Origin of the sequence: Niveibacterium microcysteis (assembly GCF_017161445.1) — a bacterium.
GTDB lineage: Bacteria > Pseudomonadota > Gammaproteobacteria > Burkholderiales > Rhodocyclaceae > Niveibacterium > Niveibacterium microcysteis.
This window is the reverse complement of the sequence record NZ_CP071060.1, coordinates 1418553-1436307: the sequence shown is the minus strand read 5'-3', so window position 1 is coordinate 1436307 and position 17755 is coordinate 1418553. Positions and strand designations below refer to the sequence as shown.

Sequence of the window (17755 nt, the reverse complement as noted above, 5' to 3'; positions counted from 1 at the left end):
GAGGCTACCGAGTATTGGAGGCTCATCGCACCGGCAACCAGGGCCAACCATAGGCGTTTGGAATTGGCTGTGCGCTCCGCGCCGAACCCGAATTGCAACGCTGCATCGGCCCCGCCGCCGGGATCCCCCGCGGCAGCGTCAATCCGACTGGCAGCCGGGCCCGCTCGCGCTATCCTTGCGGCCGACACCGGCACACGCTGCACCAACACCCCCTCGGCGCGCATCGCGCCACCTACTGGAGAACACGTACTTGGCTCGCTCTCGCGCCGTGAAGATTCATACCCCCGCCGAACTCGCCCAGGCGCGCAAGGCAGGCGAACTCGCAGCCGCCGTGCTGGCGATGATCGCCCCGCATGTGCGGCCGGGCGTCACCACCGACGAACTCGATCGCATCTGTCACGACTACATCACCGGCCCGCTCGGCGCGATTGCGGCGAATGTGGGTTACGGCGGTTTCCCCAAAACGATCTGCGCGTCGGTGAATCATGTGATCTGCCACGGGATACCGAACGATCGCCCTCTGGCTAACGGCGACATCCTCAACATCGATGTAGCCGTGAACAAGGACGGTTGGTTCGGCGACACCAGCCGCATGTACTTCGTCGGCGAACCGAGCAAGCAAGCCCGGCGATTGGTGCGCAACGCCTTCGATGCGATGTGCGCTGGCATCGAAGCGGTGAAACCGGGCGCGACGCTCGGCGATGTGGGGCATGCGATTCAGACCGTCGCCGCGCAGGCCGGGCACAGCGTTGTGCGCGACTACTGCGGCCACGGCATCGGGCAGATCTATCACGATGCACCAGAGGTCCGACACTATGGCCGACGCGGCGAAGGCCTGGTTCTGGAGCCGGGCATGCTGTTCACCATCGAGCCGATGATCAATGCGGGCAAGGCCACCTCCGTCCTGCTCGCGGACGGCTGGACCGTAGTGACCAAGGATCGTTCGCTGTCCGCACAGTGGGAACACATGGTGGCGGTGACCGAGACCGGATTCGAGATTCTCACGCCCTGGCCCGACGACCAGGGCGACTACCCGGCAATCGGCTGATTGCGCTGAATCGCCGTGCAGCGAGCGGCGGATTCCCGAATCGCCCTGCCGCGCGGGAGCGCATCGCAAAAGAAATTTCTCGCTGGTTCGGAACTTTTGCAAAATGCTACTGACTGAGTAGCTAACAAAGGGGAGTAGCTCCCGATCGGATGTTCGTCATGACGCAGCCCGTGGCAGGGTTGCCGGGCATCCGGGCAGCACGTGCCGACGCGCGGTTGCGAGCAAGACCTTTGCCGTTACCGGCAAAGGTCCGTCCTGAAATGAGCGGCCTGACCGGCGACGGACAGGCCGTTTTCATTTCGACGTTTTCTCAGGAGCTTCAGATGGCAACAATCGGTACCTGGTGGATGTGGGCGGGCTTCTTCGTGCTCGTACTCACGTTCATCCTGATGGACCTCTTTCTGCTCGGCGGCCGCAAGGCGCACAAGGTGGGCTTCAAGGAGGCGGCCGGCTGGTCAGTCTTCTGGGTCAGCGTGGCAATGGGTTTTGCGGCGGCGCTCTGGTTCTGGCTGGACGCCACGGTTGGCCGCGAAGTGGCGAACCTGCGCGCGACCGAATTCGTCACCGGTTACCTGATCGAAAAATCGCTCGCCGTCGATAACGTCTTCGTGTGGCTGATGATCTTCAGCTACTTCGCCGTGCCGGTTGAATACCAGCGGCGTGTGCTGCTCTACGGCGTGGTCGGCGCAATCGTGCTGCGTACCGTGATGATCTTCGCCGGTGCGGTACTGATCGCCAAGTTCCACTGGATTCTCTACCTCTTCGGCGCTTTCCTGATCGTTACCGGCATCAAGATGCTGATCGTGTCGGAAGGCGAGGCGGACCTGTCGAAGAACCCGGTGTTGCGCTGGATGCGCGGCCATCTGCGGATCACCGACCGGATCGAGGACGAATCCTTCACGCTGATCCGTGACGGCGTCCGCTGGTTCACACCGATGTTCGTCGTGCTGGTGCTGGTCGAAATTTCGGACGTGATCTTCGCGGTCGATTCGATCCCCGCGATCTTCGCGATCACCACGGACCCGTTCATCGTGCTGACCTCGAACATCTTCGCGATCCTCGGCCTGCGCGCGATGTACTTCCTGCTCGCCGACATGGCGGACCGCTTCGTGTATCTGAAGCATGCGCTGGCGCTGGTGCTGCTGTTCATCGGCACGAAGATGATGATCGTGGAATGGTACAAGGTGCCGATCGGCATCTCGCTCGGCGTCGTTGCTGCGATCATCACAACCGGCGTGGTGCTCAGCCTGATGGCGACCCGCCGCAGCGCCGCAAAGCTAACCCAGCACTAATCAGAAAAAAGGCCCGCGAATCTCGCGGGCCTTTTCATTTCGCCTACTTGTTTGTCGCATCCGGCTCGGGCGGCGGGATATCGGGCGGAGGAATATCCGGCGCCGATTCTTCCGCAGGCGGCGGCGTCAGCTCCGGTGCATCCATCTGTTCCAGCGGCACGTCGATCTGCACCTTATCGACATCGACGTCGACCTTCTTGTCCAGGCCCATCGTCACCATGCCGGGGAACACGATTACCAGCCCCACCATGATGACCTGGATCACCACAAAGGGCACCGCCCCCCAGTAGATGTCGGTCGTTCGCACGCTCGCAGGCGCCACCGAACGCAGGTAGAACAATGCGAATCCGAAAGGCGGGTGCATGAACGAGGTCTGCATGTTCACACCCAGCAACACGCCAAACCAGATCAGATCGATCCCCAGCTTCTCGGCCACCGGCCCGAGCAGCGGCACAACGATGAACGAGAGTTCAAAGAAGTCGAGGAAGAACGCGAGCAGGAACACCAGGATGTTCACGACGATCAGGAAACCAACCTGGCCGCCCGGCAGATCCAGCAGCAGATGCTCGACCCACTTGTGACCGTCCACGCCATAGAAGGTCAGGCTGAACACCCGTGCACCAACGAGGATGAAGACCACAAAGGCCGTCAGCTTGGCGGTGGATTCCATCGCCTGCCTCAGGAGCTTGCTGTCCAGGCGCTTACGCATCACCGCCATGATCAGCGCACCGGTGGCCCCCATCGCGCCGCCTTCGGTCGGCGTTGCAATGCCGAGGAAGATCGTGCCCAGCACCAGGAAGATCAGCAGCAGCGGCGGGATCAGCACGAAGGTCACTTGCTCCGCCATGCGTGACAGCAGGCCGATCCGCAACAGCTTGTTGATCAGGGCAAGCAGAAACGCGAAGATCACCCCGGACGCCATCACCATGACGATCTTCTCGTCGGTCGGCGCGTCCGGCTTGTTGGCGTAGTACCAGTGCTCGAACGCCACGGCAGCCGCAACCGCCAGCGCCACCAGCACCGCCAGCGAACGCAGCCCGCTCTTGCCGTCCGGCTCGCGGATGGTGCGGGCTTCGGCGGGCAGCGCTGGTGCCCATGCAGGGCGCACCATCGTGACCAGGATGATGTAACCCACATACAAGCCGGTGAGCACGAAGCCGGGGATGAAGGCGCCCTTGTACATATCGCCCACCGAGCGCCCGAGCTGGTCGGCCATGATGATCAGCACCAGCGAAGGCGGAATGATCTGTGCCAGCGTGCCGGATGCAGCGATCACCCCGGACGCAAGCCGCTTGTCGTAGCCGTAGCGCAGCATGATCGGCAGCGAAATGAGGCCCATCGAGATCACTGACGCCGCCACCACGCCGGTGGTTGCCGCCAGCATCGCGCCGACAAAGATCACCGCAAAAGCGAGACCACCCCGCACCGGGCCGAACAGTTGGCCGATGGTTTCGAGCAGATCCTCCGCCATGCCGCTGCGTTCAAGAATCAGCCCCATGAAGGTGAAGAACGGGATCGCGAGCAGCGTGTCATTGCTCATCACCCCCCAGATCCGGTCCGGCAAGGCCTGGAACAGCGACGGCTGCAGCAGCCCGAGTTCGATGCCGACCAGCCCGAACACGACGCCGGTCGCCGCCAGCGCGAAGGCCACGGGGTAGCCGACCAGCAGCATCACGACCATCGACAGGAAGATGATCGGCGCGATGTTGTGGATGAGGAAGTCCATTACTTGCCCTCCCCTTCCGCCAGACCACGCATCTTGCGGATCTCCTCGGCCAGCTCTTCCTCTTCGGAAGGCCCGACAATCCCTTCGCTCGGGTCAGGGCCATGACCGGTAAGGAAGGCGAGCCGTTTGAAGATCTCCGAGAAGCCCTGCAGGATCAGCAGGAACACGCCCACCGGCAGGATCAGGCGCGCGGGCCACAGCTTCAGGCCGCCTGCGTTGGCCGAAGTCTCACCGCTCTGCAGGCTGGTCATGAACACCGGCCACGACAGCTTGAGAATGATGAAGGCCATCGGAAACAGGAAGAACACGGTGCCGAAGATGTCGATCCACATCTGCGTGCGCTTGGAGAACTTGCCGTAGATCACATCGATGCGGACGTGAGCGTTCTTCTGCAAGGCAAACGCAGCGCACAGCAGGAACACGCCGGAAAACAGGTACCACTGGATTTCCAGCAGCGAGTTGGAGCTCATGTTGAAGAGCTTGCGTACCACCGCGTTGCCGGCGCTGATCAGGGTCATGATCAGGATCAGCCAGAACGCGGCACGCGCGATCCGCTCGTTGAGCAGATCGATCAAGCGGGATAGCCGCAGCAGAATGCCCAAGGTTATGTCTCCTCACTGGTGGTGACGCACCCTCGTGTTGGGGCGCGTTTATCGTTGTGGCGCAAGTATGGCATCGGCGGGCGCAAGACATAAAATCCAGCTTCGCACCCAGATGGATACCACCTCCGCATGACCGCACGCCTCTGCCTGATCCGCCACGGCGAAACCGACTGGAACGTCGCTCGCCGCATTCAGGGCCACACCGACATCCCGCTCAACCACACGGGACTCGAACAAGCCCGCCTGCTCGCGCAGAGCCTCGCCGACGAACAGTTCGATGCGATCTACTCGAGCGACCTCGGGCGTGCCCGGCAAACCGCCGAAGCGGTCGCGCACCGCCTGCATCTGCCGGTTCGACTCGATCCGCTGTTGCGTGAACGCCACTACGGCGACTTCCAGGCGCTGACCTACGATGAAGCCCGGGCACGCTTTCCCGAGGCTTACACGCACTTCGAGACGCGCGTGCCGGATGCCGACTTCCCGGGTGGCGGCGAGAGCCTGAACGTGTTCCTCGCACGCGTGCGTGACGCCCTCAACCGGATCGCCGACGCACACCCTGGCGGCAGCGTACTGGTTGCCACGCATGGCGGCGTGCTCGACATGGCGCATCGCGTGGCGGCCGATCTGCCGCTCGAAAAGCGGCGCGATTTCCCGATCAGCAACGCCACCGTAAATTGGCTGATGCGTGAAGACGGCGATTGGCGGATTCTGGTGTGGGACGAACGCAGCCACCTCGATCGTGCGCTGGACGAACTGCCATGAGGCGCCAGCGCCTTGCCGCGCTGCAAAAAACCTGAGGAAACAAGCACCTGTCGCGTGCTAAAATTCGCGTTTTACCCCACTGCCAGACCAACATCGCCATGTTCTCAAAGCAGCAGACCCTTGCCAAAGTCGATCCGGAACTCTGGGCCGCGATCGAAGCGGAAAACCGCCGCCAGGAAGATCACATCGAGCTGATCGCCTCCGAAAACTACGTCAGTGCTGCGGTGATGGAAGCCCAGGGCTCCCAGCTCACCAACAAGTACGCTGAGGGTTACCCCGGCAAGCGCTACTACGGCGGCTGCGAGCATGTCGACGTGGTCGAGCAGCTGGCAATCGATCGCCTGAAGAAGGTCTTCGGTGCCGATGCCGCCAACGTTCAGCCGAACTCCGGTTCGCAGGCCAACCAGGCCGTGCTGATGGCCTTCGCCAAGCCGGGCGACACGATCATGGGCATGAGCCTCGCAGAAGGCGGCCACCTGACGCACGGCATGCCGCTGAACATGTCCGGCAAGTGGTTCAACGTCGTCGCCTACGGCCTCGACGCGAAAGAAGAGATCGACTACGAGGCGATGGAAGCGCTGGCGCGTGAGCACAAGCCGCGCATCATCGTGGCCGGCGCCTCGGCCTACTCGCTGCGTATCGACTTCGAACGCTTCGCCAAAATCGCGAAGGAAGTCGGCGCGATTTTCTGGGTCGACATGGCGCACTACGCTGGCCTGATCGCCGCCGGTTGCTATCCGAACCCGGTGCCGCACGCCGACGTCGTCACCTCGACCACGCACAAGACGCTGCGCGGCCCGCGCGGTGGCGTGATCCTGATGAAGGCCGAGCACGAGAAGGCGATCAACTCCGCCATCTTCCCGGGCCTGCAGGGCGGCCCGCTCGAGCACGTGATTGCCGCGAAGGCCGTTGCCTTCAAGGAAGCGCTGACGCCCGAGTTCAAGCACTACCAGGAACAAGTCATCAACAACGCCCGCGTGATGGCGCGCGTGCTGTCGGAACAACGCGGCCTGCGCATCATCTCCGGCCGTACCGAGAGCCATGTTTTCCTGGTTGATCTGCGAGCCAAGAACATCACCGGCAAGGACGCTGAAGCGGCATTGGGCCGTGCCCACATCACGGTAAACAAGAACGCGATCCCGAAGGACCCGGAGAAGCCCTTCGTCACCAGCGGCATCCGCATCGGCTCGCCGGCGATGACCACCCGCGGCTTCACCGAAATCGAAGCCGAACGCGTGGCACACCTGATCGCCGATGTGCTGGATGCGCCGGCCGACGAAGCGGTGCTGGCCCGCGTGCGCGAAGAAGTGTCCGCGCTGTGCAAGAAGTTCCCGGTCTACGGCGCGTGACGAGCACGCCTCGACACCGCTAGACTCGACGGGCGCCGCATTGCGGCGCCCGTTTCACATCCAGAACCTGTTACGAGCGCCCAGCCAGCCATGAAATGTCCCTTCTGCAGCACCCCGTCCACGCAGGTCACCGACACCCGTGAGAACGAGGAAGGCGACATCGTCCGCCGCCGCCGTCGCTGCCTGCATTGCGACAAGCGCTTCACGACCTACGAACGGATCGAATTGCGCATGCCGCAGGTGGTCAAGCGCAATGGCAGCCGCACCGAGTACGACCACGAAAAACTGCGTGCCAGCATGAAGCTCGCGCTGCGCAAGCGCCCGGTCACGGCCGAGAGCGTCGATTCCGCGATCAGCCGCATCGAGGAAAAACTGCTGTCGCTGGGCGAACGCGAGATCCCGAGTGAGAAGCTCGGTGAACTGGTGATGCGCGAACTGAAGAAGCTCGACAAGGTTGCCTACATCCGCTTCGCATCGGTGTATCGGAACTTCGAAGACGCGGAAGAGTTTTCCGAGGTGATCCGCGAAGTCAGTACCCGCGCGCGCCGCGCCAAGGCCGCCGAGTGAGCTTCAGCAGCGACGACCATCGCTACATGGCACGCGCGCTGCAACTTGCAGAGCGCGGCCGCTACATCACCTCGCCCAACCCCCGCGTCGGCTGCGTGATCGTGCGCGACGGCCGCATCGTCGGTGAAGGCTGGACGCAACCGGCCGGCCAGAATCATGCCGAGATCCAGGCGCTGAACGACGCCGCCGCACGCGGCGAAGACGTCCGCGGCGCCACCGCCTACGTCACACTCGAACCCTGCAGCCACTTCGGTCGCACCCCGCCTTGTGCGGACGCGCTGGTGCGCGCCGGACTCGGCCGCGTCGTCTCGGCGATGGAAGATCCGAATCCGCTGGTGAGCGGCAACGGGTTGCGTCGGCTCAACGAAGCCGGCATCGCCACCGCCAGCGGCCTGCTCGCTGGCGACGCGCGCGAACTCAACGCCGGATTCGTGTCGCGCATGACGCGTGGGCGCCCTTGGGTACGCGTGAAGATCGCTGCGTCGGCCGACGGCCGTACCGCACTCGCGAATGGCCAGAGCCAATGGATCACCGGCGAGGCCGCACGGCGCGATGTACATCACTGGCGGGCGAGCGCCTGCGCAGTGCTAACCGGTATCGGCACGGTGCTCGCGGACAACCCGCAACTGAACGTGCGGCATGTCGCGACCACGCGCCAGCCCAAACGCGTGGTTGTGGACGCGCGACTCGATACCCCGCCAACGGCCGCGCTGTTCAATGGCAGCGATGTCTGGGTCGCCACGGCAAACCCGCAGGGACCAAAGGCGGATGCACTGCGCGCGGCCGGCGCGACCTTGCTCACATGTCCGATCGATGCCGCGGGCCGGGTAGACCTTCCGGCATTGTTCGCAGAACTCGCTCAGCGCGGCGTTAATGAGCTGATGGTCGAGGCCGGTGCGCGCCTGTCAGGTGCCGTCATCGCTGCCGGCCTGGCGGACGAAATCCTGCTCTACCTGGCGCCGTGTCTGATGGGGCACGACGCCCGCGCACTCGCCGACCTACCGTCGATCAGCGCAATGGGCGATGTTGCTCGAATGCGCTGGGCGGACGCCCGCAAGCTTGGTGATGATCTGCGGCTGACGCTGCGTCCGTGAAGCCGCTTCGGCCATTGCTTGCAAGCGCCGCCTTCGTCGGGCTGTCGGTCATTTCGGTCGCGGCAAACGCATCGCCCTGCTCCGGCGTAGACCGCAGCCTGACCATGACACAACGGCAAGCCTTCCGCCCCGCGGTCGAAGCTCATCTCAATGCGCAACTCGCCGCGCCGCTGGGCACGACGATCTCACTCGCACCTGACGACATCTTGCAACAATTCCGAGTTGGGCGATGGCGCATCGTCTATGTGAACACGACCATCTCTGACGAGGCCTTCCTCTTTTACGACGGCCGTCCGGACAGGCGACCGGCCTACCTGGCCGACTGGGCGGGCGCCGCCACCTTCGATGAAGGGCCAGAGATCATTGCTTGGCTGCAAAAGGATCTACCTGGCTTGCCAGCCAAGCTCGCCGCCTGCTTCGCGTGGCATGTGACGCAAGCGCGAGACAAATAAACCGACGGCGCCCGGGTCCCTGTCAGCTCGCAGCGCCACAAACAGCGCATGTTGTGTCGCGCGGATAGCGCACCTCACGCCAGCGCATTGCGAGCGCGTCAAGCAACAGCAAACGCCCCACCAGCGACTCGCCGCAACCGGCAAGCAACTTGAGCGCTTCCGCCGCTTGTGTAGCGCCGACAATACCGGTGAGCGGCGCGAACACGCCGGTCACCGCGCAGCGCAACTCCTCCAATGATTCGCCTTCCGGAAACAGGCAGTGGTAGCACGGTGCGCCGTCCCGGCGGAGGTCGAAGACGCTGATCTGGCCGTCGAATCGGATCGCAGCGCCCGACACCAGCGGTTTGCGGAAGCGCACACAGGCCCGATTCACTGCATGGCGGGTGGCGAAGTTGTCGCAGCAATCGAGCACCACATCGGCCTTCTCGACTTCCTCGTCGAGCGCAGCACCCTCAAGCCGTGCCTGCAAGGCAACGATCTCGATCTCGGGGTTCAACGCCCGCAACGCGCGCTCGCCGGACACGACCTTCGGCTGACCCACCGTCGCCTGGGTATGCAGGATCTGCCGCTGCAGGTTGGTCAGATCAACCTCGTCGCCATCCGCCAGCACTAGCGTACCGACCCCGGCCGATGCCAGGTAAAGCGCAGCCGGCGAACCGAGGCCGCCAGCCCCGACCACCAGCACGCGCGCAGCGCAAATCGCCGCCTGCCCGGCAATATCGATTTCGGGCAGCAGGATATGGCGGGAGTAACGCAGCAGTTGTTCGTCGTTCATGGGCCCAATTCCAGATACAAAAACGGCGCGGAGTGTTTCCGCGCCGTCGGGTCTAGCTGCACCGCGGCCGCGCTATTTGTACTCGCGCAGTTCGGCCGGCGTGTCGTCGTGATCGCCATGCGGGTGATGCTCCCAAGCTTTCACATAGACCTCGTTTGATTTCTTGATCAACCGCTCGGGCGAGCGGAGGTTCCGCAGCTGCGTGTCTTCACAGTAGTGGATCACGGCATTGTGGATGCGCGTGTAGAACGACGGGTCGAGGTGAAAGCCCATGCTCACCAGAAGCCCCTCAACCTCTTCCAGGGAATGGTCGGCCAGTGAGTACGTGATCCACAGCGACTCGGGCCGCAGGCCGCGCTCCACCACCAGCCCCGGCACCGACGTCAGCCGCAGCAGAGCCTGTTCTGACTGCCCCGCGGGCTCGACATGAAAACGCACTTCGCGGCGCTTGCGCAGCACCTCGGCGTCGCAGTTGAGGCTGTGCGCCCTGTGTTTCCTGCCGGCGAGCCGGTAAGCCTTGTCGCGTTCCAACATGGCCAATCCTCCCTCGTTTGCCGGCGCCGCGCTCCCCCACGCCACGTCGCACCGAACCGCGTCCGGCGCGACGTGACATGCGGCTTCAGCGTGTCTTCTGGACGATCTGCATGCCCTTCAGCACGTTGAGCGCTTGCGCCAGTTGATGGTCGTTCTTGCCACCGATTTCAAACGGTGCGAGCGGCGCATCCTGCTCCTCACCGTCCTTCTCCTTGCCCTTGCCCGCCGGCTTCGCCTTGGCGCTTGGCTCGGCCTTCGCTGGCGCGGCTTCCGGCGCCGCGGCCGGGGTTTCCAGATGACGCTCCAGGTCCGCTTCGCGCAAGCGCTGGAACGAGCCATTCGGCGTGTCATCGACCACGATATCCGGCGCGATGCCCTTGGCCTGGATCGAGCGGCCGCTAGGCGTGTAGTAACGCGCTGTCGTCAGTTTGATCGCGGTGTTGCCGGCCAGCGGCAGGATGCTCTGCACCGAGCCCTTGCCGAAGGTCTGCGTCCCGACCACCACGGCGCGCTTGTGATCCTGCAGCGCGCCAGCAACGATTTCGGACGCTGACGCACTCGCACCGTTCACGAGCACCACCATCGGCGCGCTCTTCGCGGCGGCCGGCACCGTCTTCAGGAAGTCATCCTTGCTGCCACGCAGGTAGTCTTGCGGTGCAACGTAGAACTTGTGACGCGAATCGTCGGTGCGGCCGTCGGTCGACACCACCAGCGCCTGCGCCGGCAGGAAGGCACCAGACACACCGACGGCGGCATGCAGCAAGCCGCCCGGATCGTTGCGCAGATCCAGCACAATCGCCTTGATGCCCTGCTTGTCGAGCTTGGTCAGCTCCTTGGCGATCGCCGGCGCGGTGTTTTCCTGGAACTGTGCAACGCGCAGGTAGGCAATGCCCGGCTCGACCATCCGCGCCTTCACGCTTTGCACCTGAATCACTTCGCGCATCAACGTCAGCTCAATCGGCTTGTTCTCACCCTTGCGAGCGATCGTCAGCTTGATCGAGGTCTTCGGCTTGCCGCGCATCTTCTTTACCGCATCGTTCAGGGTCATGCCCTTCACCGCAGTGTCGTCGAGCTTGATGATCAGATCACCCGGGCGCACCCCGGCGCGGAAGGCCGGCGTATCTTCGATCGGCGAGATGACCTTGACGAAGCCGTCTTCCATGCCGACTTCGATGCCCAACCCGCCAAACTCGCCCTGCGTGCCGACCTGCAGATCCTTGTAGGCCTCCGGGTCGAGATAGGTCGAATGCGGGTCAAGGCCGGAGAGCATGCCGCTGATCGCGTTGGTGATCAGCTTCTTGTCCTCGACCGGCTCGACGTAGCCCTGTTTGATGGCGTTGAACACCTCGGCGAAGGCGCGCAGCTCTTCCACCGGCAGCGGCGCAGCGGCTTCTTTGTTGGCGCTGGCGGAATAGTTGAGGCTCAGTGCAACACCCGCGCACAAGCCAACCATCACCAACCCCGCCTGCTGCAACTTGCCGCGCATCTTTGTTTCCTGTGCCATCTGGTTCTCTGTTGTATCGGTCCGGCTCACTGGTTCTTCAACGCGATCCGACCCATTTCGCGGGATCCTGCGCCTGACCGTGATGCCTGATTTCAAAGTATAAACCCGATTCCTCGCTGCCCCCGCTTGCGCCAATGCTCGCGATCGGGTCGCCGGCGCGCACCGAGGTGCCAGCCGGTTTGTAGAGCGCCTCGTTGTTGCCGTAGACAGTCATATAACCATCGCCGTGGTCGATGATGACCAAGTTGCCGAAGCCGCGCAGCCAGTCGGCGTATACCACCCGACCAGCGGCAACTGCGCGGACGTCGCCGCTCGCGACGCGGATAAAGACGCCCTTCCATTGCGCGCCGCCTTCCGCCCTTGGAGCCCCAAAACGGCCGACAAGTTCACCGCGCACCGGCCATTTGAGTTTGCCCTTCAATTCGCCGAAGGCGATCGACGGCACGCTGTCGTCGGCAGATTCCTCGGCCTTGCCGGTTACCGGTTCGCTTGCTGGCGCTTCCGGCGTTTTGGCACCTGTCGTCGGCGAGCGCTCGGCCGGCGGTTTTACGGCGACTTCGGGTGCCGGTTTTGCTGCCGGCTTGGGCTTCACCGGCTTACGGGGTGGCGGCAGGCGCGAAAGGCCATCTAGCAGCTTGCCGAGCCGCTTCTCATCCTGTTTGAGTGAGCTGACCTCGCGCCGCTGCGCCTTGATCTTGTCCTGAATCCGCGCGAGCACTTCGGCTCGCCGCTTCTGCTCACGTTGCAGTTCGGCGGTCTCCGCGGCCTGCTCGCGCTCGAGTGCCGCGACTTGCTCGCGCCGCTGACGGACCTCCTCGATCAGGCGTTCGTGCTCGGCGAGTGTTTGGCGGGCCGCTTCGATCTCACGCTGGCGCGCCTCGGCGAGACGCTCAAGGTAGTACGCATCGCGCGCGATCTGGTTCGGATCATCCGCACTCAGCAGGGCGCGCGTGCCGGCACGGCGGCCGAACACATAGTAACGAAAGAGTGTGTCGCCGAGCGCCTTGCGCTGGGCCTCCAACTTTGCCGCGACGGCGTCGCGTTCAGCTTCGCGCTGCGCAATCTCGGCTTCGGTCGCGGCCCGCTCGGCTGCGATCTCGCGCAGGCGACGACGCGCGGCGGAAATCGCCTTCTCTGCCCCGGAAAGCTCATCTGCGGCCTCGCTACGCGACGCTTCGGATGAGGCGATTTCCTCCTGCAGCCCACGAATCCGCTGGTGGAGTTCATCGAGATCGGCCTTGCGGGCGTCGATCTCTGCGGTGTTGCGCGTCGCCGCACTGCCGGCGGTCGCAAACAAAAGGGCGAGGAGCGCCAAAGCGCCCCTCGCCCCGATCGGTAAGGATCGAATCACGAACCAGCCGGTCTTACTTGGCCTTGCCCTGGTTCGCAACAGCCGCTGCAGCAGCGGCGATCACGTCCGGATCAGCGAGGTAGTAGTGCTTGATCGGCTTGAGGTCGGCGTCGAGCTCATACACCAGCGGCTGGGCCGTCGGGATGTTCAGCTCGAGGATCTCGGCTTCCGACATGTTGTCGAGGTACTTGATCAGCGCACGCAGGCTGTTGCCGTGGGCGGCGATGATCACGCGCTTGCCAGCCTTCACTTCCGGCGCAATGGTTTCGAGCCAGTACGGCACGAAACGGGCAACCGTATCCTTCAGGCACTCGGTGCGCGGGAATTCGGCGGCCGGCAGGTCGTGGTAGCGCGGGTCGTTGGTGTTCAGGCGTGCATCGCCTTCTTCCAGCGCGGGCGGCGGTACGTCGTACGAACGGCGCCAGATCTTGACTTGCTCGTCACCGAACTTGGCCGCGGTCTCGCCCTTGTCGAGGCCTTGCAGCGCGCCGTAGTGACGCTCATTCAGGCGCCACGAGTGCACCACCGGCAGCCACAGCTGGTCGATTTCTTCCAGCACGGTATTGAGCGTCTTGTTCGCGCGCTTGAGCACCGAAGTGAAGGCCAGATCAAACGAGTAGCCCTTTTCCTTCAGCAGCTTGCCGGCGGTCTTGGCTTCCTCGACGCCCTTCGGGGTCAGGTCCACGTCGGTCCAGCCGGTGAAGCGGTTTTCGAGGTTCCAGGTGGACTCACCATGGCGCATCAGAACGATCTTGTACATACAGACTCCTGAAACACGTGTTTTTGCTAGGGGGACACATCAACCGCGCCCGGTCTGGAACGGAAGCCCGTCAAAGGCGTCCTGCGCGAGATGGTGGTATTTTATCGGATTCGGCCACCGCACCTCCCGCTTTTAGGCCGCTTTCTGAGTTGGATCATGGAGTTCATCAAGCAAAACGTCTTCCTTGTCGTGATCACTGTCGTCTCTGGCGCCATGCTGATTGCCGAATTCATGCGTGGCCGCGGGGGCGCCAGCGGCGTCACGCCGGTCGAGGCCACACTTCTGATCAACCGTGAGAATGCAATCGTCGTGGATGTGCGCGAGGCGGACGAGTTCGCCAGCGGCCACCTGCCGAATGCGCGAAACATTCCGCTCGGCGAACTGGCAAAGCGCGCCGGCGAACTGGCGAAGTTCAAGAACAAGCCGATCATCTTGGTCTGCCAGAGCGGCGCGCGTTCCAATAGCGCGCTGAGCACGCTGAAGGCAGCCGGCATTGAGAAGGCCTACAACCTTTCTGGCGGCATCGCCCTGTGGCGCAAGGACAACCACCCGGTCGTCAAGGGCTGAGGCACGCCATGGCAAAAGTCGTGATGTACGCCACCGCCGTGTGCCCGTTCTGCGTGCGCGCCGAGCAGCTGTTGCGGCGCAAGGGCGTGAGCGAGATCGAAAAGATCCGCATCGACCTTGATCCCGCCCAGCGCGACCACATGATGGAGATCACCGGCCGGCGTACCGTGCCGCAGATCTTCATCGGCGAACGCCACATTGGCGGCTGCGACGACTTGTATGCACTGGATCATGCCGGCGAGCTTGATCCGCTGCTTGCCGGCCCGGACGCCTGAACGCGGTCGGGCATAATCCAGTTTCGTTTGCAGGCCCCTCGCCTGCGCCCCATTCAACATCACCACACCAGGCAGTAAAAAATGAGCGAACAAGCACAACCGGTCTTCTCGATCGAAAAACTCTACGTCAAGGATCTCTCGATCGAGGTGCCGAACGCGCCGCAGATCTTCCTCGAGCGCGAAGCGCCGCAGATCGCCGTCGAGCTGAACACCGCCGCCAACAAGGTTGACGACGGCTACTACAACGTCGTGGTGAACGTCACCGTCAAGGCCACCTCGGGCGAGAAGACCGTATTCCTGGTTGAAGTCGCCCAGTGCGGCGTGTTCCAGATCCGCAACTTCGCCGAAGCCGATGTTCAGCCGGTGACGATGATCGGCTGCGCCAACATCCTCTTCCCGTACGCCCGTGAAGCCGTCTCCGACGCGATCACCCGCGCCGGCTTCCAGCCGATCCTGCTGGCCCCGGTGAACTTCGAAGCGCTGTACCAGGCCCGCCAGGAACAGCAGCAAGCCGCTGGCAGCGACGTGGTGATCCAGTAATCACGCATGCGCGCACTTGCAGCCTGGCTGTCCGCCGCCGCGATCGCCTTTCCGGGCGCCGCGGCGGCGCTTGAATTCCGTGCCGTGAACGAGGTGGCGGTGCTCTACGACGCACCCTCGAAGCAAGGCAAGAAGCTCTTCGTGATCCAGCGCGGTACGCCGGTCGAACTGATCGTCGGGCTGGATCAGTGGGCCAAGGTCCGTGACGCATCGGGTGGCATCGCTTGGATCGAGCGTAAATCGCTCGCCAATGCCCGCACCGTGATCGTCACCGCGGCCACCGCCGACATCTACCAGCAGGCCGACGCCGCCAGCCCGGTGGCTTTCCGCGCCGAGAAGGATGTCATCCTCGAGTTCGGCGAGAAGCTGAGTTCCGGCTGGGTCCGCGTCAAACATCGCGACGGCGCAAGCGGCTTCGCCCGCGCCCAGGATGTCTGGGGCGACTGATGCCCCCAGCGTGCGGCAGCGCCAGCGCGCTGCCTGCCACGCACTTTCCCGCCAACCAGCCTAGAGTGAAAGCACCATGAGCCGCATCGCCATCCTGGGTTCGGGCGCTTGGGGGACTGCACTGGCCCTCAGCTTTTCCGCGCGCCATTCGATCGCACTGTGGGGGCGGGAGACCGACCTCCAGGCGCAGTTGCGCAGCTCGCGCGAGAATCCGTTGCTACCCGGCGTGAAACTGCCAGCATCGGTCGACGTTGTCGACTCGCACGCCGAAGCATTCTCCGGCGCGGACCTGGTGCTGGTTGTCACACCCACGGCCGGCCTGCGTTTCTGCCTTCGCTCGGTCGCCGAGCTGGCGCCGTCGCTCCCGGTAATCTGGGCCTGCAAGGGGCTCGAGGTCGGCACCGGCAAGCTGCCACACGATATTGCGGCGGAAGAGCTTGGTGCCGAGCACCCGGTTGCAGTGCTGACCGGCCCGAGTTTTGCGCAGGAAGTCGCGGCCGGGCTTCCAGGCGCCGTCACGCTTGCCGGCAATTCGCTCGCTTTTGCAACGCATTGGGCGGCACAGCTGCATCACAACCGGCTGCGCATCTACGCGGCGGACGACGTAGTCGGCGCCGAGGTGTCCGGTGCGGTGAAGAATGTGCTGGCGATTGCAACCGGCATCTGCGACGGCATGGGCTTCGGGCTCAACGCCCGCGCCGCGCTGATCACGCGCGGCCTGGCGGAGATCACGCGCCTCGGCCTCGCACTTGGCGGGCGTCGTGAAACCTTCAGCGGCCTCGCTGGCGTAGGCGACCTCATCCTCACATGTACCGGCGATCTGTCGCGCAACCGCCGCGTCGGCCTCGCCCTGGCCGAAGGCCGCAAGCTCGACGAGATCCTCGACAGCCTGGGCCATGTCGCCGAAGGGGTACCGACTGCGCGTGAAGTGGCCGCGCTGGCGCGCAGGCTCGGCGTGGACATGCCGATCACCGCGGCGGTCGACGCCGTGCTGCACGAGGGATTGCCGCCACGCGAAGCGGTCGAGCGCCTGCTCGCGCGCGACCCCAAGATCGAAGGCTGATCGCGGCCCTCAGGCCGGCGCGGTGACGCGCTGCGCCGTAGAACCACGGACGATCAGCTCACCGCGCAGCACCACGCGGCGAACCGCCTGCGAGGGCTGCGCTATGCGCTGCAACAGCAATTCGATCGCGGCATGCCCGATGTCGTAGGTGGGCTGTGCAATCACCGTAAAGCCCGGATCCACCAAGCGGACCCAAGGCAGGTCATCGAAGCCTGCCACGGCGATACGTTCCGGGCACGGCAGGCCCAGCTCCCGCACCGCTTCTGCAACCCCGAGCAATAGCAGGCCGTTGCTTGCCATGAGCGCCTCGGGCGGCTGCCGACCGGCGAGGAGCTCAAGCGCGGCATCGCGCGCATCGGCCACCACCGGCCGCAAGGCGGAGGCTTGTGCAGCCAATCCGGCGCGCGCCATCGCCAGAGAGTAGCCCTCGTTCCGCTGCTGGCCCGTCGCACTGCCCGCACCATACAGAAAGGCGATGCGGCGGTGGCCGCGCTCGATCAGATGTTCAGTCAGGCGGTAGGCCGCGTCGACGTTGTCGAGCACGACAGCGTCGGCTTCGGTGCTGCGTTCGCAACGGTCCACAAGCACCACCGGGAAGGTGTAGTCGCTCGCGCGGAACTGCGAGAGCAGTTGCAGCGTCGGCGACAGGATCACGCCGCTGACGTTCTCGTTGTGCATCAGCTCCAGATAGAAGGCCTCCTTCTCCGGGTCCTCATCGGCATTGCACAGGATCACGCGCTGGCCGTGTTCGTAGGCCATGTCCTCCACCGCGCGGCTGACCTCGGTAAAGAATGGGTTACGGATATCCGACACGATCAGCCCGATGGTGTCGGTACGGCGCGAGCGTAGTCGCCGCGCAGCCAGGTCAGGCCGATAGTTCAACGCCTTCGCGGCGGCCTGGACGCGCGCCCGGGTGTCTTCGCTGACGCCAGGCAAGCCGGACAGCACGCGGGAGACGGAGGCCACAGACACCCCTGCGTGTTTCGCCACATCAATGATCCGAGCCATGCCCTACCCCGCCGCAATGTAATCGATTACGCATTCATT

20 protein-coding genes are annotated in these 17755 nt (G+C 64.1%); 12 read left to right on the top strand and 8 right to left on the bottom strand.

Annotated elements, in window-relative coordinates:
• Positions 1 to 250 precede the first annotated feature (250 nt).
• The gene (gene map, locus JY500_RS06670; RefSeq protein ID WP_206255637.1) at positions 251 to 1048 is read left to right on the top strand and encodes a type I methionyl aminopeptidase; all 798 of its coding nucleotides are present in this window, start codon (positions 251 to 253) and stop codon (positions 1046 to 1048) included.
• 323 nt (positions 1049 to 1371) lie between these two features.
• Complete coding sequence (locus JY500_RS06665; protein ID WP_172203891.1) at positions 1372 to 2340, top strand: TerC family protein; 969 nt, start codon at positions 1372 to 1374, stop codon at positions 2338 to 2340.
• A gap of 43 nt (positions 2341 to 2383) precedes the next feature.
• Here the strand turns inward: JY500_RS06665 and JY500_RS06660 are convergent, their stop codons facing one another.
• A complete protein-coding gene (locus JY500_RS06660) occupies positions 2384 to 4066 on the bottom strand; it encodes a TRAP transporter large permease (protein ID WP_206255635.1) in 1683 nt (560 codons plus the stop codon).
• Positions 4066 to 4668 carry a TRAP transporter small permease subunit gene (locus JY500_RS06655; RefSeq protein ID WP_172203895.1) on the bottom strand — a complete coding sequence of 201 codons (603 nt, stop codon included), beginning with the start codon at positions 4666 to 4668 and terminating at the stop codon, positions 4066 to 4068. The genes JY500_RS06660 and JY500_RS06655 overlap by 1 nt, the downstream gene beginning before the upstream one ends.
• Positions 4669 to 4797: 129 nt before the next feature.
• Here JY500_RS06655 and JY500_RS06650 point away from each other — a divergent pair, with 129 nt between their 5' ends.
• From JY500_RS06650 to JY500_RS06630, 5 genes are all read left to right on the top strand, one after another.
• Positions 4798 to 5430, top strand: coding sequence for a histidine phosphatase family protein (locus JY500_RS06650; protein WP_172203897.1), 633 nt, complete (start codon positions 4798 to 4800; stop codon positions 5428 to 5430).
• 98 nt (positions 5431 to 5528) lie between these two features.
• The gene (glyA, locus tag JY500_RS06645) at positions 5529 to 6779 is read left to right on the top strand and encodes a serine hydroxymethyltransferase (RefSeq protein WP_172203899.1); all 1251 of its coding nucleotides are present in this window, start codon (positions 5529 to 5531) and stop codon (positions 6777 to 6779) included.
• Between the two features lie 90 nt (positions 6780 to 6869).
• Complete coding sequence (gene nrdR, locus JY500_RS06640; protein ID WP_172203902.1) at positions 6870 to 7346, top strand: transcriptional regulator NrdR; 477 nt, start codon at positions 6870 to 6872, stop codon at positions 7344 to 7346.
• Entirely contained in the window at positions 7343 to 8440 is a 1098-nt protein-coding gene (gene ribD, locus JY500_RS06635; protein ID WP_206255633.1) for a bifunctional diaminohydroxyphosphoribosylaminopyrimidine deaminase/5-amino-6-(5-phosphoribosylamino)uracil reductase RibD, read from the top strand. The genes nrdR and ribD overlap by 4 nt, the downstream gene beginning before the upstream one ends.
• Positions 8441 to 8544: 104 nt before the next feature.
• A complete protein-coding gene (locus tag JY500_RS06630; protein ID WP_206255632.1) occupies positions 8545 to 8892 on the top strand; it encodes a hypothetical protein in 348 nt (115 codons plus the stop codon).
• 22 nt (positions 8893 to 8914) lie between these two features.
• Here JY500_RS06630 and JY500_RS06625 read toward each other — a convergent pair whose 3' ends face one another.
• The 5 genes from JY500_RS06625 to gpmA all read right to left on the bottom strand — a co-directional run bounded on the left by JY500_RS06625 (position 8915) and on the right by gpmA (position 13816).
• Complete coding sequence (locus tag JY500_RS06625; protein ID WP_206255630.1) at positions 8915 to 9667, bottom strand: HesA/MoeB/ThiF family protein; 753 nt, start codon at positions 9665 to 9667, stop codon at positions 8915 to 8917.
• A gap of 72 nt (positions 9668 to 9739) precedes the next feature.
• Positions 9740 to 10201, bottom strand: a complete 462-nt coding sequence (locus JY500_RS06620; protein WP_246479815.1) for a hypothetical protein — start codon at positions 10199 to 10201, stop codon at positions 9740 to 9742.
• Between the two features lie 85 nt (positions 10202 to 10286).
• Positions 10287 to 11687 (bottom strand): S41 family peptidase, encoded by a 1401-nt coding sequence (locus JY500_RS06615; RefSeq protein ID WP_206256426.1) that lies wholly within the window; start codon positions 11685 to 11687, stop codon positions 10287 to 10289.
• Between the two features lie 55 nt (positions 11688 to 11742).
• A complete protein-coding gene (locus JY500_RS06610) occupies positions 11743 to 13020 on the bottom strand; it encodes a murein hydrolase activator EnvC family protein (RefSeq protein ID WP_206255628.1) in 1278 nt (425 codons plus the stop codon).
• A gap of 49 nt (positions 13021 to 13069) precedes the next feature.
• Entirely contained in the window at positions 13070 to 13816 is a 747-nt protein-coding gene (gene gpmA, locus JY500_RS06605) for a 2,3-diphosphoglycerate-dependent phosphoglycerate mutase (RefSeq protein WP_172203910.1), read from the bottom strand.
• A 156-nt stretch (positions 13817 to 13972) separates the two neighbouring features.
• On the opposite strand from gpmA, the gene JY500_RS06600 reads away from it, so the two are divergent.
• From JY500_RS06600 to JY500_RS06580, 5 genes are all read left to right on the top strand, one after another.
• Positions 13973 to 14383, top strand: coding sequence for a rhodanese-like domain-containing protein (locus JY500_RS06600; RefSeq protein WP_206255626.1), 411 nt, complete (start codon positions 13973 to 13975; stop codon positions 14381 to 14383).
• Positions 14384 to 14391: 8 nt separating this feature from the next.
• Positions 14392 to 14658: a glutaredoxin 3 gene (gene grxC / locus JY500_RS06595; protein WP_172203914.1), complete on the top strand. Its 267-nt coding sequence runs from the start codon at positions 14392 to 14394 to the stop codon at positions 14656 to 14658.
• A gap of 81 nt (positions 14659 to 14739) precedes the next feature.
• Positions 14740 to 15198 carry a protein-export chaperone SecB gene (gene secB / locus JY500_RS06590; RefSeq protein WP_172203916.1) on the top strand — a complete coding sequence of 153 codons (459 nt, stop codon included), beginning with the start codon at positions 14740 to 14742 and terminating at the stop codon, positions 15196 to 15198.
• Between the two features lie 6 nt (positions 15199 to 15204).
• A complete protein-coding gene (locus tag JY500_RS06585; protein ID WP_172203918.1) occupies positions 15205 to 15645 on the top strand; it encodes an SH3 domain-containing protein in 441 nt (146 codons plus the stop codon).
• Positions 15646 to 15721: 76 nt separating this feature from the next.
• Entirely contained in the window at positions 15722 to 16708 is a 987-nt protein-coding gene (locus JY500_RS06580; protein WP_206255624.1) for an NAD(P)H-dependent glycerol-3-phosphate dehydrogenase, read from the top strand.
• Between the two features lie 9 nt (positions 16709 to 16717).
• Here JY500_RS06580 and JY500_RS06575 read toward each other — a convergent pair whose 3' ends face one another.
• Positions 16718 to 17716, bottom strand: a complete 999-nt coding sequence (locus JY500_RS06575) for a LacI family DNA-binding transcriptional regulator (protein WP_172203922.1) — start codon at positions 17714 to 17716, stop codon at positions 16718 to 16720.
• Positions 17717 to 17755 lie beyond the last annotated feature (39 nt).

Excerpts from the sequence above, each read along its gene's own strand:
- JY500_RS06650 (WP_172203897.1), top strand. The coding sequence starts at position 4,798 with ATGACCGCACGCCTCTGCCTGATCCGCCACGGCGAAACCGACTGGAAC.
- JY500_RS06585 (WP_172203918.1), top strand. The coding sequence starts at position 15,205 with ATGCGCGCACTTGCAGCCTGGCTGTCCGCCGCCGCGATCGCCTTTCCG.
- JY500_RS06665 (WP_172203891.1), top strand. The coding sequence starts at position 1,372 with ATGGCAACAATCGGTACCTGGTGGATGTGGGCGGGCTTCTTCGTGCTC.
- JY500_RS06620 (WP_246479815.1), bottom strand. The coding sequence starts at position 10,201 with ATGTTGGAACGCGACAAGGCTTACCGGCTCGCCGGCAGGAAACACAGG.
- JY500_RS06575 (WP_172203922.1), bottom strand. The coding sequence starts at position 17,716 with ATGGCTCGGATCATTGATGTGGCGAAACACGCAGGGGTGTCTGTGGCC.
- JY500_RS06600 (WP_206255626.1), top strand. The coding sequence starts at position 13,973 with ATGGAGTTCATCAAGCAAAACGTCTTCCTTGTCGTGATCACTGTCGTC.
- gpmA (WP_172203910.1), bottom strand. The coding sequence starts at position 13,816 with ATGTACAAGATCGTTCTGATGCGCCATGGTGAGTCCACCTGGAACCTC.
- JY500_RS06580 (WP_206255624.1), top strand. The coding sequence starts at position 15,722 with ATGAGCCGCATCGCCATCCTGGGTTCGGGCGCTTGGGGGACTGCACTG.
- JY500_RS06615 (WP_206256426.1), bottom strand. The coding sequence starts at position 11,687 with ATGCGCGGCAAGTTGCAGCAGGCGGGGTTGGTGATGGTTGGCTTGTGC.
- glyA (WP_172203899.1), top strand. The coding sequence starts at position 5,529 with ATGTTCTCAAAGCAGCAGACCCTTGCCAAAGTCGATCCGGAACTCTGG.
- secB (WP_172203916.1), top strand. The coding sequence starts at position 14,740 with ATGAGCGAACAAGCACAACCGGTCTTCTCGATCGAAAAACTCTACGTC.
- JY500_RS06625 (WP_206255630.1), bottom strand. The coding sequence starts at position 9,667 with ATGAACGACGAACAACTGCTGCGTTACTCCCGCCATATCCTGCTGCCC.
- JY500_RS06630 (WP_206255632.1), top strand. The coding sequence starts at position 8,545 with ATGACACAACGGCAAGCCTTCCGCCCCGCGGTCGAAGCTCATCTCAAT.
- nrdR (WP_172203902.1), top strand. The coding sequence starts at position 6,870 with ATGAAATGTCCCTTCTGCAGCACCCCGTCCACGCAGGTCACCGACACC.
- JY500_RS06660 (WP_206255635.1), bottom strand. The coding sequence starts at position 4,066 with ATGGACTTCCTCATCCACAACATCGCGCCGATCATCTTCCTGTCGATG.
- grxC (WP_172203914.1), top strand. The coding sequence starts at position 14,392 with ATGGCAAAAGTCGTGATGTACGCCACCGCCGTGTGCCCGTTCTGCGTG.